General features: G+C 55.7%; 16 protein-coding genes. 10 read left to right on the top strand and 6 right to left on the bottom strand.

The window, feature by feature from the left end; genetic code table 11:
* Position 1: 1 nt before the first annotated feature.
* From rpmG to radC, 3 genes are all read right to left on the bottom strand, one after another.
* Positions 2–169 carry a 50S ribosomal protein L33 gene (rpmG, locus tag FOY96_RS00475; protein WP_003024094.1) on the bottom strand — a complete coding sequence of 56 codons (168 nt, stop codon included), beginning with the start codon at positions 167–169 and terminating at the stop codon, positions 2–4.
* Positions 170–191: 22 nt separating this feature from the next.
* Positions 192–428 carry a 50S ribosomal protein L28 gene (rpmB, locus tag FOY96_RS00470; RefSeq protein ID WP_002436699.1) on the bottom strand — a complete coding sequence of 79 codons (237 nt, stop codon included), beginning with the start codon at positions 426–428 and terminating at the stop codon, positions 192–194.
* Positions 429–646: 218 nt separating this feature from the next.
* The gene (radC, locus tag FOY96_RS00465; protein WP_143346349.1) at positions 647–1,315 is read right to left on the bottom strand and encodes a RadC family protein; all 669 of its coding nucleotides are present in this window, start codon (positions 1,313–1,315) and stop codon (positions 647–649) included.
* 172 nt (positions 1,316–1,487) lie between these two features.
* Between radC and coaBC the strand changes: the two genes are divergently transcribed.
* From coaBC to slmA, 3 genes are all read left to right on the top strand, one after another.
* Positions 1,488–2,699: a bifunctional phosphopantothenoylcysteine decarboxylase/phosphopantothenate--cysteine ligase CoaBC gene (gene coaBC / locus FOY96_RS00460; protein WP_087823747.1), complete on the top strand. Its 1,212-nt coding sequence runs from the start codon at positions 1,488–1,490 to the stop codon at positions 2,697–2,699.
* Entirely contained in the window at positions 2,677–3,135 is a 459-nt protein-coding gene (gene dut, locus FOY96_RS00455; protein WP_008502691.1) for a dUTP diphosphatase, read from the top strand. Before coaBC ends, dut begins: the two co-directional genes overlap by 23 nt.
* 120 nt (positions 3,136–3,255) lie before the next feature.
* Positions 3,256–3,852, top strand: coding sequence for a nucleoid occlusion factor SlmA (gene slmA, locus FOY96_RS00450; protein ID WP_008502690.1), 597 nt, complete (start codon positions 3,256–3,258; stop codon positions 3,850–3,852).
* A 40-nt stretch (positions 3,853–3,892) separates the two neighbouring features.
* On the opposite strand, the gene pyrE is transcribed toward slmA, so the two are convergent.
* Complete coding sequence (pyrE, locus tag FOY96_RS00445) at positions 3,893–4,534, bottom strand: orotate phosphoribosyltransferase (protein ID WP_010426430.1); 642 nt, start codon at positions 4,532–4,534, stop codon at positions 3,893–3,895.
* Positions 4,535–4,602: 68 nt separating this feature from the next.
* Positions 4,603–5,319 carry a ribonuclease PH gene (gene rph / locus FOY96_RS00440; protein WP_010426431.1) on the bottom strand — a complete coding sequence of 239 codons (717 nt, stop codon included), beginning with the start codon at positions 5,317–5,319 and terminating at the stop codon, positions 4,603–4,605.
* A 125-nt stretch (positions 5,320–5,444) separates the two neighbouring features.
* Between rph and FOY96_RS00435 the strand changes: the two genes are divergently transcribed.
* Together FOY96_RS00435 and FOY96_RS00430 are read left to right on the top strand one after the other, a co-directional pair.
* The gene (locus FOY96_RS00435) at positions 5,445–6,308 is read left to right on the top strand and encodes a YicC/YloC family endoribonuclease (RefSeq protein ID WP_023309886.1); all 864 of its coding nucleotides are present in this window, start codon (positions 5,445–5,447) and stop codon (positions 6,306–6,308) included.
* A gap of 205 nt (positions 6,309–6,513) precedes the next feature.
* Positions 6,514–7,131, top strand: a complete 618-nt coding sequence (locus tag FOY96_RS00430; RefSeq protein ID WP_048980250.1) for a trimeric intracellular cation channel family protein — start codon at positions 6,514–6,516, stop codon at positions 7,129–7,131.
* Positions 7,132–7,133: 2 nt separating this feature from the next.
* Here FOY96_RS00430 and ligB read toward each other — a convergent pair whose 3' ends face one another.
* On the bottom strand, positions 7,134–8,804 hold the full coding sequence (gene ligB, locus FOY96_RS00425) for an NAD-dependent DNA ligase LigB (RefSeq protein ID WP_143346348.1): 1,671 nt from the start codon (positions 8,802–8,804) through the stop codon (positions 7,134–7,136).
* Between the two features lie 251 nt (positions 8,805–9,055).
* Here ligB and gmk point away from each other — a divergent pair, with 251 nt between their 5' ends.
* Genes gmk through recG form a run of 5 tightly spaced genes read left to right on the top strand, consistent with a single transcriptional unit; the run spans position 9,056 to position 14,922 of the window.
* The gene (gene gmk, locus FOY96_RS00420; RefSeq protein WP_010426438.1) at positions 9,056–9,679 is read left to right on the top strand and encodes a guanylate kinase; all 624 of its coding nucleotides are present in this window, start codon (positions 9,056–9,058) and stop codon (positions 9,677–9,679) included.
* Positions 9,680–9,733: 54 nt separating this feature from the next.
* Positions 9,734–10,009 (top strand): DNA-directed RNA polymerase subunit omega, encoded by a 276-nt coding sequence (gene rpoZ, locus FOY96_RS00415; RefSeq protein WP_000135058.1) that lies wholly within the window; start codon positions 9,734–9,736, stop codon positions 10,007–10,009.
* A gap of 19 nt (positions 10,010–10,028) precedes the next feature.
* Positions 10,029–12,143, top strand: coding sequence for a bifunctional GTP diphosphokinase/guanosine-3',5'-bis pyrophosphate 3'-pyrophosphohydrolase (gene spoT, locus FOY96_RS00410; protein ID WP_023309883.1), 2,115 nt, complete (start codon positions 10,029–10,031; stop codon positions 12,141–12,143).
* Between the two features lie 4 nt (positions 12,144–12,147).
* Entirely contained in the window at positions 12,148–12,837 is a 690-nt protein-coding gene (trmH, locus tag FOY96_RS00405; RefSeq protein ID WP_024906644.1) for a tRNA (guanosine(18)-2'-O)-methyltransferase TrmH, read from the top strand.
* Between the two features lie 3 nt (positions 12,838–12,840).
* Complete coding sequence (recG, locus tag FOY96_RS00400) at positions 12,841–14,922, top strand: ATP-dependent DNA helicase RecG (RefSeq protein WP_143346347.1); 2,082 nt, start codon at positions 12,841–12,843, stop codon at positions 14,920–14,922.

The raw sequence follows: 14,922 nt of genomic DNA, 5'->3' as shown, positions 1-14,922 counted from the left end.
ATTATTTGATTTTAGCTTCTTTGTACAGTACGTGCTGGCGTACAACTGGATCGAATTTTTTCAGTTCCAGTTTTTCCGGCTTAGTACGTTTGTTCTTCGTGGTGGTGTAGAAGTGACCTGTACCAGCAGAAGAAACCAGCTTGATTTTCTCGCGAATACCTTTAGCCATGATTTATTTCCTCTTTAAGTACTTAGTACTTTTCGCCACGGGCACGCAGTTCGGACAGAACTGTATCGATGCCTTTCTTATCGATTACACGCATACCTTTAGCAGATACGCGCAGGGTGACAAAACGCTTCTCGCTCTCAACCCAGAAACGGTGAGAGTGCAGGTTCGGCAGGAAACGGCGTTTAGTCGCGTTCAGTGCGTGGGAACGGTTGTTACCGGTCACCGGACGCTTGCCAGTAACTTGGCAGACTCGGGACATGTCTATTCTCCAAAAATCAAATTAGCTCGAGCTTCGTATGGGGTATCGGCGCCTCGTCAGGCTTTACAGCCCGGTCATCGCATAGTTCTAAGTGAACTCTCGATTGCCAGGCCCAAATGCCAAACCCGAGATTCTCAAAGGTGGCGTAGTATACGCTGACTCGGCGGTGTGCTCAAGTCCCGAACAGACAAAGATCCCGATGGATCGCGAGAAATAGCCTAAATCCAGCCATGTTCTGCGAAAGAAATGTACTCACCGCGGCCAATTATCAGATGGTCCAGCACACGAATGTCCATGAATTGACAGCATTTGATAATACGTTCGGTGATTTCTTTGTCCGCTCTGCTCGGTTCTGCACAGCCAGAGGGGTGATTATGCGCGAGGATCACGCCCGCTGCATTCACTTTTATCGCTTCCCGCACAATTTCACGCGGATGCACCTCAACGTGACTCAATGTGCCCGCAAAGAGACAGCTATGTTTCAGCACCCGATTTCTGTTATCGACAAAGATCACCATAAAGATCTCGCGTTCGATATCGGTTAACTGGCTTTGCAGGAATTCGCGCGTCATCGCGGGCGTCAGGATCGGATCTTCCATCTCCATGCGGACATTGTAAAAACGGCGGGCAAGTTCAGCAATGCCCCTCAGCTGGGCATATTTCGCCACGCCAATTCCCTCAACGTGCTTAAACTGCGCCAGATCGGCGGTCAATAAACCGTACAGCGAACCGAAATGTGCTATCAGCTCTTTTGCCAGCGTAAATACCGTTTTTCCGGGCGTTCCGGTACGTAAAAAGAGCGCCAGCAGTTCATCGTCTTTTAACAGGGTGACGCCATAGCGCAGCAGTTTTTCGCGCGGCAGCAGCTCCTCATCCTCTTCTTCCATGCTCTTTCTCCCCTTTTTAACCTCATGCTGCCACAGGCCAATCCGTCGCTCGACGGCCACATTGCGTTCTTGCGTAGCGCCTCGCAAAGTGGTCGAAGGACAAAATCACCCCGCTTTGGGGATTGTGATAAAATGCCCGCTCTCTGGTGAAACCCAACAGGAAAGAATCATGATGAGCCTGGCCGGTAAAAAAATCGTTCTTGGCGTGAGCGGCGGCATTGCTGCTTATAAAGCGCCGGAGCTGGTGCGTCGTCTGCGCGAGCGCGGAGCTGACGTGCGGGTCGCGATAACCGAAGGCGGTAAAGCCTTTATCACTCCCCTGAGCCTGCAGGCCGTTTCAGGATACCCGGTATCTGACAGCCTGCTCGATCCGGCCGCCGAAGCCGCGATGGGCCATATTGAGCTGGGAAAATGGGCAGACCTGGTTATCCTCGCTCCCGCCACGGCTGATTTAATCGCTCGGGTGGCAGCCGGTATGGCAAACGACCTGGTCTCCACCATTTGTCTGGCCACCCCTGCGCCTGTTGCCGTCGTTCCTGCCATGAACCAGCAGATGTACCGTAACGCGGCCACCCAGCACAATCTGGAGACGCTGGCCTCACGCGGCCTGCTTATCTGGGGTCCGGACAGCGGCAGCCAGGCCTGCGGCGACGTTGGCCCGGGCCGCATGCTTGACCCGCTGACGATTGTTGATATGGCCGCAGCCCATTTTTCGCCTGTCAACGATCTGCAACATCTCAACATCATGATTACCGCGGGCCCCACGCGCGAGCCGCTGGATCCGGTGCGCTACATCACCAACCACAGCTCCGGCAAAATGGGCTTTGCGATTGCCGCCGCCGCCGCAAGGCGTGGCGCGAACGTCACGCTGGTGAGCGGCCCGGTATCGCTGCCTACCCCTGCGTTTGTGAAACGAATTGACGTGACCACCGCGCTGGAGATGGAAGCCGCCGTGCAGGCACATGCGCAAAGCCAGCAGATTTTTATCGGCTGTGCGGCCGTCGCAGACTATCGTGCCGAGACGATCGCCGAGGCTAAAATTAAAAAGCAAGGCGATGAATTAACACTAAAAATGGTGAAAAACCCGGACATTGTTGCCGGCGTCGCCGCACTAAAAAGCCATCGTCCATACGTTGTTGGGTTTGCCGCAGAAACGAATAATGTGGAAGAATATGCCCGGCAAAAACGTACCCGCAAAAACCTCGATTTGATTTGCGCGAACGACGTATCGCTGGCCACACAAGGATTTAACAGCGACAGCAACGCACTGCACCTTTTCTGGCAGGATGGAGATAAAGTCTTACCGCTTGAGCGCAAGGAACTCCTGGGCCAACAATTACTGGACGAGATCGTTACCCGTTATGATGAAAAAAATCGACGTTAAGATTCTGGACCCGCGTGTTGGCGAGCAATTCCCGCTGCCAACCTATGCCACCTCCGGCTCTGCCGGTCTTGACCTGCGCGCCTGTCTCGATGACGCCGTAGAACTGGCTCCGGGTGCCACTACCCTGGTTCCAACTGGCCTGGCAATTCACATTGCTGACCCGTCTCTGGCAGCAGTGATCCTGCCGCGTTCTGGTCTGGGCCATAAGCACGGCGTTGTGCTGGGTAACCTGGTCGGCCTGATCGACTCCGACTACCAGGGTCAGCTGATGGTCTCCGTCTGGAACCGCGGTCAGGACAGCTTCACCATTGAACCTGGCGAACGTATCGCCCAGATGGTCTTTGTACCGGTGGTACAGGCAGAATTTAACCTGGTGGCAGACTTTGACGCCACCGACCGTGGCGAAGGCGGCTTCGGCCATTCCGGGCGCAAATAACGGCCCGAAAGACACGTATCTCACAGCGTCATAATGCAATAACAAACCGCAAACGCCCGTTTGCGGTCGCTGTGTGGATGCCAGCCTGGCAAGTGCTTATTTTCAGGGGTATTTTGTAACATGGCAGAAAAACAAACCGCGAAAAGGAATCGTCGCGAAGAAATACTTCAATCTCTGGCTCTGATGCTTGAATCCAGCGATGGCAGTCAACGCATCACCACCGCTAAACTGGCCGCCTCTGTAGGCGTGTCTGAGGCGGCGCTGTACCGTCATTTCCCGAGCAAGACCCGGATGTTCGACAGTCTGATCGAGTTTATTGAAGACAGCCTGATCACGCGCATCAACCTGATTCTGAAAGACGAAAAAGACACGACCGCGCGTCTGCGTCTGATTGTGCTGTTAATCCTGGGCTTCGGTGAACGCAATCCGGGCTTAACCCGTATCCTCACCGGCCACGCGCTGATGTTTGAACAGGACAGACTGCAGGGCCGCATTAACCAGCTTTTCGAGCGGATTGAAGCGCAGCTGCGCCAGGTACTGCGCGAAAAGAAAATGCGTGAAGGCGAAGGTTACAGCATTGATGAAACGCTGCTGGCGAGCCAGATTCTGGCGTTTTGTGAAGGGATGCTCTCCCGCTTTGTGCGCAGCGAGTTCAAATACCGTCCAACGGACGATTTTGACGCCCGCTGGCCGTTAGTGGCTGCTCAGTTGCAGTAATCCGTAAGCCCGGTAAGCGTAGCGCCACCGGGCAATTTAATTACACCCCGAACTCTTCCCGGTACGCACGTACCGCCGCCAGATGGTCCGCCATCTCAGGCTTCTCTTCCAGATACGCAATCAGGTCTTTCAGGGTAATAATCGACGTCACTTTGCAGCTGTAATCGCGTTCGACTTCCTGAATAGCGGAAATTTCACCGCGACCACGCTCCTGACGATCCAGAGAAATCAGCACGCCAGCAAGCGTCGCACCGTTGGCCTGAATAATCTCCATCGATTCACGGATCGCCGTACCCGCGGTAATCACGTCATCGACCAGCATGACGCGGCCCTGCAGCGCGCTGCCGACCAGATTCCCGCCTTCACCATGGGTTTTAGCTTCTTTGCGGTTAAAGCAGTACGGCACGTCGCGGTCATGGTGTTCCGCCAGCGCCACCGCGGTGGTGGTCGCAATCGGAATGCCTTTATAGGCCGGGCCAAACAGCAGGTCAAAATCAATCCCGGAATCCACCAGCGCTTCGGCATAGAAACGGCCTAACAGTGCCAGATCGCGCCCGGTATTAAACAGCCCGGCGTTGAAGAAATAGGGACTCTTACGCCCGGATTTCAGCGTAAATTCGCCAAACTTAAGTACCTGCTTGTTAAGCGCAAACTCAATAAACTGGCGCTGATACGATTTCATGGATTTGCTCCTTTGGTTTTTTCTGTCTTACAGGCAAAAAAAAGGCGACTCATTGGTCGCCTTTAAAATCAATTTTCTAACGCCGCTTTCTGCGTCGTTACAATGGATTCGATTCCCCCTCGGGCCAACGCCAGCAGGGAGAGAAGCTCTTCGTGGGTGAACGGCTCGCCTTCCGCCGTACCCTGCACCTCAATGATGCGACCGTCTTCGGTCATCACCACGTTCATGTCGGTTTCGGCTGCAGAATCTTCAACGTATTCCAGATCGCAAAGCGCTTCGCCGTTAACGATACCAACAGAAACCGCCGCAACCATGCCTTTCATTGGGTTGGTTTTCAGCTTACCGGCCGCAACCAGCTTGTTCAGGGCATCCGCCAGCGCCACGCAGGCGCCGGTAATGGATGCGGTACGCGTACCACCGTCTGCCTGAATGACGTCGCAATCGAGAGTGATGGTGAATTCGCCAAGGATTTTCAGGTCAACGGCGGCGCGCAGCGCACGCGCGATCAGACGCTGAATCTCCATGGTACGGCCGCCCTGCTTACCCTTTGCCGCTTCACGGGCATTACGGGTATGGGTCGCACGCGGCAGCATGCCGTATTCTGCGGTGATCCAACCCTGGCCCTGACCTTTCAGGAAGCGCGGAACGCCTTCTTCGATGGAGGCGGTGCACAGCACTTTAGTGTCACCAAACTCAACCAGCACGGAGCCTTCAGCGTGTTTTGTATAGTTACGGGTCAGGGTGACGGGACGCACCTGATTGGCGCTACGGCCTGATGGACGCATGATGGATTCTCCGGCTTGAAACGAATGTGGCTGCGCATTATACGGATAAAGGACGCTTATTCCTATCCTGAGAAGCCCCCGAAAGCTATAATCCCCCCATCTCTCCTTTAAAAACGGGAATGTCTATGATCCGCAGTATGACCGCCTACGCCCGGCGTGAAATCAAGGGTAGCTGGGGTAGCGCCACATGGGAAATGCGCTCGGTAAACCAGCGTTACCTGGAAACGTATTTCCGTATGCCGGAGCAGTTCCGCAGCCTTGAGCCTGTCGTACGTGAACGTATCCGTACGCGTCTGACGCGCGGAAAAGTTGAATGTAACCTGCGCTTTGAGCCTGATGCGAGCGCACAGGGCGAGCTCATCCTCAACGAAAAACTGGCAAAACAGCTCGTGAATGCGGCGAACTGGGTCAAAATGCAGAGCGATGAAGGCGAAATCAACCCGGTTGATATTCTGCGCTGGCCTGGCGTCATGGCCGCCGGTGAGCAGGATCTGGACGCCATTGCCGCTGAAATCCTGGCAGCTCTCGACGGCACGCTGGACGACTTTATCGTTGCCCGCGAAACCGAAGGCCAGGCGCTGAAAGCGATGATTGAGCAGCGTCTTGAAGGCGTGAGCACCGAAGTTGCCAAAGTCCGCACCCATATGCCAGAAGTGCTGCAATGGCAGCGCGAGCGCCTTGTCGCCAAACTGGAAGAAGCGGAAGTTCAGCTGGAAAACACCCGCCTGGAACAAGAGCTGGTGCTGATGGCGCAGCGTATCGATGTCGCTGAAGAGCTGGACCGTCTGGAAGCGCACGTTAAAGAAACCTACAACATTCTGAAGAAAAAAGAAGCTGTGGGCCGCCGTCTGGACTTTATGATGCAGGAGTTCAACCGCGAGTCGAACACCCTGGCGTCTAAGTCGATCAATGCAGAAGTGACGAATTCAGCGATTGAGCTCAAAGTGCTGATTGAACAGATGCGCGAGCAGATCCAGAACATCGAGTAATGCTTTTCGGGTGGTGTCGAATGCACCACCCATTACTATTTCTAATCCATCTCAACGTCCATTTTGTCGTTTTACCGCCTTTCATCAAGCTTTCTCTATAGAACTTGATAAAAATTTATAGGGCAAACTGACTCGCCTTAGAAAATCTCAATCGTGATCTCGCGCACAAATCGCTAACCTCCCCCGCGTTCACACCGGAGGGTATATGCTGCTTCACATCCTTTATCTCATTGGCATCACCGCAGAAGCCATGACCGGCGCACTTGCCGCCGGACGTCGCCGTATGGATACCTTCGGCGTGATCATTATTGCTACGGCTACCGCGCTGGGCGGCGGTTCCGTGCGCGATATTCTGCTTGGCCATTACCCGCTCGGCTGGGTTAAACACCCTGAATATGTGATTATCGTGGCAACGGCCGCCGTGTTAACCACCATCGTGGCGCCCGTTATGCCCCATCTTCGCCGCCTGTTCCTTGTGCTTGATGCGCTGGGGCTGATTGTCTTTTCAATCATCGGCGCGCAAATCGCGCTCGATATGGGGGAAGGACCGGTTATCGCCACCATCGCCGCCGTGGTCACGGGCGTATTCGGCGGCGTGCTGCGCGATATGTTCTGCAAACGCATCCCCCTGGTCTTTCAAAAAGAGCTGTATGCCGGCATCTCCTTTGCGGCAGCGGTGCTCTATATCGCCCTGCAGCATTACGTTTCAAACCATGATGTGGTGGTCATCTCGACGCTGCTGTTTGGCTTTACGGCCCGCATGCTGGCGCTGCGTCTGAAGCTCGGACTGCCCGTTTTTCATTACAAACACAGCACCCACTAGCTTCAGAACCCGTTGATGTGCTGTTCAGCGAGCCATTTCGCCAGCACATCAATCTGAGGCGCGTGAATCCAGTTAACGATTTGTCGCGCTTTCTCCTCTCCTGTTCCCGGCAGGGTCTGCCAGTCCTTAGCGTTGCGCCCGCTCATCTTCTGCCACGATATGTCTCCCATCGCCTTCAGCGAAGCCTGGGTCAATGGCACACCCATTGCCATGAGCCAGCGGATAAACGGCTTCTCGCGCACCAGATTAAATCGGTGCCAGAGCGCCAGCCCGCGTGCTGAGGAAAACCCCGGTGTAGCCTGCAGCTGCGCCTGCGTTAATAACAGCCATGAAAAGAGATGTTCAAAATGATGCGCCTGCCAGAGGGTCCGCCAGCCTGACTCACCTAATCCTTCAATATCGAATACCTGCTTTGAACTGAGCCAGGTCAGCCGGGCAAAGAACTGCTCCATACACTCCGGCGAAGCATAGAAACAGCTAAGAGCATGATAGCGTGAGGCCGGTGGCTCTGGTTTATGTCTGTCAGTCCCGCGCCAGAGCACCTTATCAAACCGGGGGATACCCTGCCCGGCCAGGCTGATCTGTATCTGATCCCCCGGAGCAATATCCAGATTCTGCCAGCGCCCAACCGAGCCCAGACTCACCCGCTGCACCTGTTTATCATCCAGTTGCACGGGTTCCAGCGCTGCTACAACGGAAATTTTGCCCGTGCGCCCCACGGAAAAATGAATATCACTCACCTCAGCGACCTGGGCTGCGGGAGGATATTTCCACGCGACAACCCAGTGGCCTTCTCCCGGTAACCACTCTTCGCCCGCAGGTTCATCCTCCGAACGCACCACAATGCCATCCGTGGCAAAAGGTAATGCGGTCACGTGCCAGGCCGCGCGCTGCTTCTCGACGGCATCGACAGAATCGGCGGGTAGCGTGTACCGTGCCGACAACGGAAAACCGGCCTGAGACAGTTCAGCTAAAGATGTCCGCATATCTTTCGGTCCGTCCGGCCAGGCCCAGATGAATACGCCGATCTTGCTCAATAGCGAGTTATCCTTTTGCCGCATCATCGCCCCCGCCACCTTGGCGCGAGCGTTCATTCCGCCCAACTGGCTCTGAATGTGGTTGTCGCGTAACCAGTAAAGCTCGCCCTGCAAGACGCTATTCGCCAGCGCGCCGGTGAGATTTTGCGGAACAGACGGGATTAAACGTACCTTCCCGGTCCAGTCTTCCCCTTTGAGGCCATCACCGCGACTGATAGCCTGGGTTAACTTTCCGTTGCGATAGACCAGCGTTATCGCCACACCGTCAACTTTCGGCTGCAGCCACAGATGCTGTCGGGCACGCATCCACTGCCTCAGTTCCTCTTTGCTGGCCACTTTATGTACGCCCGTATGGGCAACAGGATGTTTTACGCTTCCCGCCAGCGCGGGGAATTTCTCTTCTGAAGGCTCACTGCCAAAACAACGCTGCCACTGCGTTAACCGCCCGTGAAGCTGGTCGTAAACCTCGTCGCTGATCTCGCTCACGCCCTGCTTCCAGTAGGCCTCATCCCAGCGTTTGATTTGCGCGCTTAACGACGCCATCTCTTTTTCTGCTTTTGCCTGCGACCACACCGGACACACCGCCGCGCCAGAGCCACACCACAACAGCATTAACCCGCTTATCCATCGCCACATCGCTACCCCTCCTTTGCATTGCAGGAGGTATACCCGGATGCCTGAAACAACGCTAACGACAACGTTTCACAATGCGAGACGCTATCCGGTGTTTCTTTTGGTTGCTGAAAACCACAGATAAAACCTGAAAACGGCACGCAAAATTCAATAATCCAGGGGAAAAAGTGTGACAAAGGCTACGTCACACGGCGGTGACGTGTATAATAAGCCCGTATGTAGGACTTCTTCGTTAACACATACAAAAGACTCTCATGGCTCAAGGCACGCTTTATATTGTTTCTGCCCCTAGTGGCGCGGGTAAATCCAGCCTTATTCAGGCACTGTTAAAAACCCAACCGTTGTACGACACACAGGTTTCTGTTTCTCACACCACGCGAGCGCCGCGTCCGGGTGAAGTGCACGGTGAACACTATTTCTTTGTGGATCACGACGAATTCAGAGCGATGATCGGCAGAGACGCGTTTCTTGAACACGCTGAAGTATTCGGTAATTACTACGGTACCTCGCGTGAAACCATTGAGCAGGTTCTGGCCACGGGCGTGAATGTGTTCCTGGATATCGACTGGCAGGGCGCACAGCAAATTCGTAAGAAAATGCCTGATTCGCGCAGTATCTTTATTTTACCGCCATCGAAAGATGAACTGGATCGCCGCCTGCGTGGCCGCGGTCAGGACAGCGAAGAAGTGATCGCAAAGCGTATGGAACAGGCTGTTGCAGAAATGAGCCATTACGCGGAATATGATTACCTTATTGTGAATGATGATTTTGATGCCGCACTGAGCGATCTCAAAACCATTCTTCGTGCAGAACGTCTGCGTATGAGCCGCCAGAAGCAGCGACATGACGCATTAATCACCAAACTGTTGGCAGACTGAACCCACTTTCAGTATCATGCCCAGTCATTTCTTCACCTGTGGAGCATTTTAAGTATGGCACGCGTAACTGTTCAGGACGCTGTAGAGAAAATTGGTAACCGTTTTGACCTGGTGCTGGTCGCCGCGCGTCGCGCTCGTCAGATGCAGGTAGGCGGTAAAGATCCGCTGGTACCGGAAGAAAACGATAAAACCACCGTTATTGCACTTCGCGAAATCGAAGAAGGTCTGATCAACAACCAGATCCTCGACGTGCGTGAGCGCCAGGAGCAGCAAGAGCAGGAAGCCGCAGAACTGCAGGCCGTAACCGCTATTGCTGAAGGTCGTCGTTAATTAAACCTGCGGGTCGCCCTTGTATCTGTTTGAAAGCCTGAATCAACTGATTCAAACCTACCTGCCTGAAGACCAGATTAAGCGTCTTCAGCAGGCGTATCTCGTTGCACGTGACGCTCACGAGGGCCAGACACGTTCAAGCGGTGAACCCTATATCACGCACCCGGTAGCGGTGGCCTGTATTCTGGCCGAGATGAAACTCGACTACGAAACGCTGATGGCCGCTCTGCTGCATGACGTGATCGAAGATACCCCTGCCACTTATCAGGACATGGAACAGCTGTTTGGCAAAAGCGTTGCCGAACTGGTGGAAGGGGTCTCTAAGCTTGATAAGCTGAATTTCCGCGACAAGAAAGAGGCGCAAGCCGAAAACTTCCGCAAGATGATTATGGCGATGGTGCAGGATATCCGTGTCATTCTCATCAAACTCGCTGACCGTACCCACAACATGCGCACGCTGGGCTCACTTCGCCCGGATAAACGTCGCCGCATTGCCCGTGAAACCCTCGAAATCTACAGTCCGCTGGCGCACCGTTTAGGTATTCACCACATTAAAACCGAGCTGGAAGAGCTGGGCTTTGAAGCGTTGTACCCGAACCGCTATCGCGTGATTAAAGAGGTGGTGAAAGCCGCACGCGGTAACCGTAAAGAGATGATTCAAAAAATCCTCTCGGAAATTGAAGGGCGCTTACAGGAAGCGGGAATTCCGTGCCGCGTCAGCGGTCGCGAAAAACATTTGTACTCCATCTACTGCAAAATGGTGCTCAAAGAGCAGCGTTTTCACTCGATCATGGATATCTACGCCTTCCGCGTAATTGTCCACGACTCGGACACCTGCTATCGCGTGCTGGGGCAGATGCACAGCCTCTACAAACCGCGTCCGGGCCGCATGAAAGATTACATCGCCATTCCAAAAGCGAACGGCTATCAATCTTTGCACACCTCGATGATCGGGCCACACGGTGTGCCTGTTGAGGTGCAAATTCGCACCGAAGACATGGACCAGATGGCAGAGATGGGTGTTGCCGCACACTGGGCATATAAAGAGCACGGTGGCGAAAGCAGCACGACCGCACAAATCCGTGCCCAGCGCTGGATGCAGAGCCTGCTGGAGCTTCAGCAGAGTGCGGGTAGCTCGTTTGAATTTATCGAGAGCGTTAAATCCGATCTCTTCCCGGATGAGATTTACGTTTTCACCCCAGAAGGGCGCATTGTCGAACTGCCTGCGGGCGCAACGCCGGTCGACTTCGCTTACGCCGTGCATACCGATATCGGGCATGCCTGCGTCGGCGCGCGTGTCGACAGACAGCCTTATCCGCTGTCTCAACCGCTCTCCAGCGGCCAGACGGTAGAAATTATTACCGCGCCGGGCGCACGTCCGAACGCGGCCTGGCTGAACTTTGTCGTGAGCTCCAAAGCACGCGCCAAAATTCGCCAGCTGCTGAAAAACCTCAAGCGCGATGATTCCGTCAGCCTGGGGCGTCGTCTGCTCAACCACGCGTTGGGCGGTAGCCGTAAGCTGGCTGAAATTCCGCAGGAGAACGTCCAGCGCGAGCTGGAGCGCATGAAGCTTGCGTCGCTTGACGACCTGCTGGCAGAGATTGGCCTCGGCAACGCCATGAGCGTGGTGGTGGCGAAGAATCTGCAGCAAGGCGACACGACAGCGGTGCCTGCAACCACGCAAAGCCACGGACACCTGCCGATTAAAGGCGCAGACGGGGTGCTGATCACCTTCGCAAAATGCTGTCGTCCAATTCCTGGCGACCCGATTATTGCGCACGTCAGCCCGGGTAAAGGGCTGGTTATCCACCACGAGTCCTGTCGTAACATTCGCGGCTACCAGAAAGAAGCCGAGAAGTTTATGGCGGTCGAGTGGGATAAAGAGACCGCGCAGGAATTTATCACCGAAATTAAGGTGGATATGTTCAACCATCAGGGTGCTCTGGCGAACCTGACGGCAGCGATCAACACGGCTTCTTCCAACATTCAGAGCCTGAATACGGAAGAAAAAGATGGCCGCGTGTACAGCGCCTTTATTCGTCTGACCGCCCGCGACCGCGTGCATCTGGCGAATATTATGCGCAAGATCCGCGTCATGCCGGACGTGATTAAAGTCACCCGAAACCGAAACTAGGTTTATGAATTCACAACGTTATGCACGTATCTGCGAAATGCTCGCCAGGCGTCAGCCTGACCTGACGGTCTGCATGGAGCAGGTGCATAAACCTCATAACGTCTCTGCTATCGTCCGTACCGCAGATGCCGTCGGTGTGCATGAAGTGCACGCCGTCTGGCCGGACGGCCGTATGCGCAATACGGTCTCGGCGGCGGCAGGCAGCAACAGCTGGGTGTCTGTCAAAAATCATCACACCATTGGCGAAGCCGTATCGCACCTAAAAGGGCGCGGGATGCAGATCCTCGCCACTAACCTGTCCGCTAAAGCCGTAGATTTTCGCGAGATCGACTACACCCGCCCGACCTGCATTTTGATGGGTCAGGAGAAAACCGGGATCACCCAGGAAGCGTTGGATCTGGCGGATCGTGACATCATCATTCCGATGATCGGCATGGTCCAGTCTCTCAACGTCTCCGTGGCGTCCGCGCTCATTCTGTATGAAGCGCAGCGCCAGCGTCAGAACGCCGGGATGTACGAGCGCAGCAACAGCATGCTGCCGGAAGAGGAACAGCAGCGCCTGCTGTTTGAAGGTGGTTATCCGGTTCTGGCTCGCGTTGCGAAGCAGAAAAAATTGCCTTACCCCCACGTCAACGCGCAGGGCGAAATTGAAGCCGATGCCGAGTGGTGGGCCACCATGCAGTACGCCGGGTAAGCGATGAAAGGCCGCCTGCTGGATGCTATCCCGCTTAACAGCCTGACGGGCGTGGGCTCAGCGCAAAGTAATAAGCTTGCAAAAATTGGCCTGCACACCGTTCAGGATCTCCTGCTTCACCTCCCCCTGCGTTACGAAGACCGCACCCAGCTCTACAAGATTGGCGATCTTCTTCCCTCCACTTACGCCACCGTTGAAGGCGAAGTCCTGAACTGCAACATCACCTTCGGCGGACGCCGAATGATGACCTGCCAGATCAGCGACGGCACCGGCATTCTCACCATGCGTTTTTTCAACTTCAGCGCGGCGATGAAAAACAGCCTGGCGACGGGCCGCAGGGTGCTGGCCTATGGCGAAGCCAAACGCGGGAAATACGGCGCAGAGATGATCCACCCGGAGTACCGCGTGCAGGGCGATCTCAGCACGCCGGAAATGCAGGAGACGCTTACCCCGGTTTACCCAACGACCGAAGGCATCAAGCAGGCGACGCTGCGCAAGCTCACCGATCAGGCGCTGGAGCTGCTGGATACCTGCGCCATTACCGAGCTGCTGCCGCCCGAGCTGGCGCAGGGCATGATGAGCCTGCCCGAGGCGCTGCGCACCCTGCACCGCCCGCCGCCAACGCTGCAGCTCAGCGATTTAGAAAGCGGCAAACATCCCGCACAACAGCGTCTTATCCTTGAGGAATTACTGGCACATAACCTGAGCATGCTGGCGCTTCGCGCGGGCGCGCAGCGTTTCCACGCTCAGCCGTTAAGCCAGAACGATGCGCTCAAAGATAAGCTGCTGGCCTCGCTGCCGTTTAAACCCACCGGCGCGCAGGCGCGCGTCACCGCCGAGATTGAACGCGATATGGCGCTCGACGTGCCGATGATGCGTCTGGTGCAGGGCGACGTGGGCTCCGGTAAAACGCTGGTTGCCGCCCTGGCGGCCCTGCGCGCGATTGCTAATGGTAAACAGGTGGCGCTAATGGCGCCGACCGAGCTGCTGGCTGAACAGCACGCCAACAATTTCCGCGCCTGGTTTGCGCCACTCGGAATTGAAGTGGGCTGGCTTGCCGGGAAGCAAAAAGGCAAAGCGCGCCTTGCGCAACAGGAGGCTATTGCCAGCGGGCAGGTGCAGATGATTGTCGGCACGCACGCCATCTTCCAGGAGCAGGTGCAGTTTAACGGTCTTGCGCTGGTGATTATCGACGAGCAGCACCGCTTCGGCGTACATCAGCGTCTGGCGCTCTGGGAAAAAGGCCTGCAGCAGGGCTTCCACCCGCATCAGCTGATCATGACCGCTACGCCGATCCCACGCACCCTGGCGATGACCGCCTACGCCGATCTGGATACCTCCACCATCGACGAACTGCCGCCGGGCCGTACGCCGGTCACAACGGTCGCCATTCCCGACACGCGCCGCAGCGATATCATTGACCGCGTGCGCAACGCCTGCACCCAGGAAGGGCGTCAGGCCTACTGGGTCTGTACGCTGATTGAAGAGTCTGAACTGCTGGAAGCACAGGCTGCCGAAGCAACGTGGGAAGAGCTTAAGCTGGCGCTGCCCGAGCTGAACGTGGGTCTGGTTCACGGACGCATGAAGCCCGCCGAAAAACAGGCGGTGATGCAGTCGTTCAAACAGGGTGATTTGCATTTGCTGATCGCCACCACGGTGATCGAAGTCGGCGTGGACGTCCCCAATTCCAGCCTGATGATCATCGAAAACCCGGAGCGTCTCGGCCTTGCCCAGCTCCACCAGCTGCGCGGGCGCGTCGGCCGCGGCGCGGTTGCGTCCCACTGCGTACTGCTCTACAAAGCGCCTCTTTCCAAAACCGCCCAGATGCGTCTGCAGGTGCTGCGCGACAGCAACGACGGTTTTGTGATTGCGCAAAAAGACCTGGAGATCCGCGGCCCGGGCGAACTGCTGGGCACGCGTCAGACGGGTAACGCGGAGTTCAAAGTAGCGGACTTGCTGCGCGATCAGGCCATGATCCCCGAGGTTCAGCGCCTCGCCCGCCATATTCATGAATGCTACCCCGAACAGGCGGCAGCGTTAATTGAGCGCTGGATGCCGGAAACCGAGCGGTATTCCAACGCCTGA

The organism is Enterobacter asburiae (genome assembly GCF_007035645.1).
Taxonomy (GTDB): domain Bacteria; phylum Pseudomonadota; class Gammaproteobacteria; order Enterobacterales; family Enterobacteriaceae; genus Enterobacter; species Enterobacter asburiae_B.
Note: the sequence above shows the minus strand (reverse complement) of the source record. Positions and strands in the feature narration are given on the sequence as shown.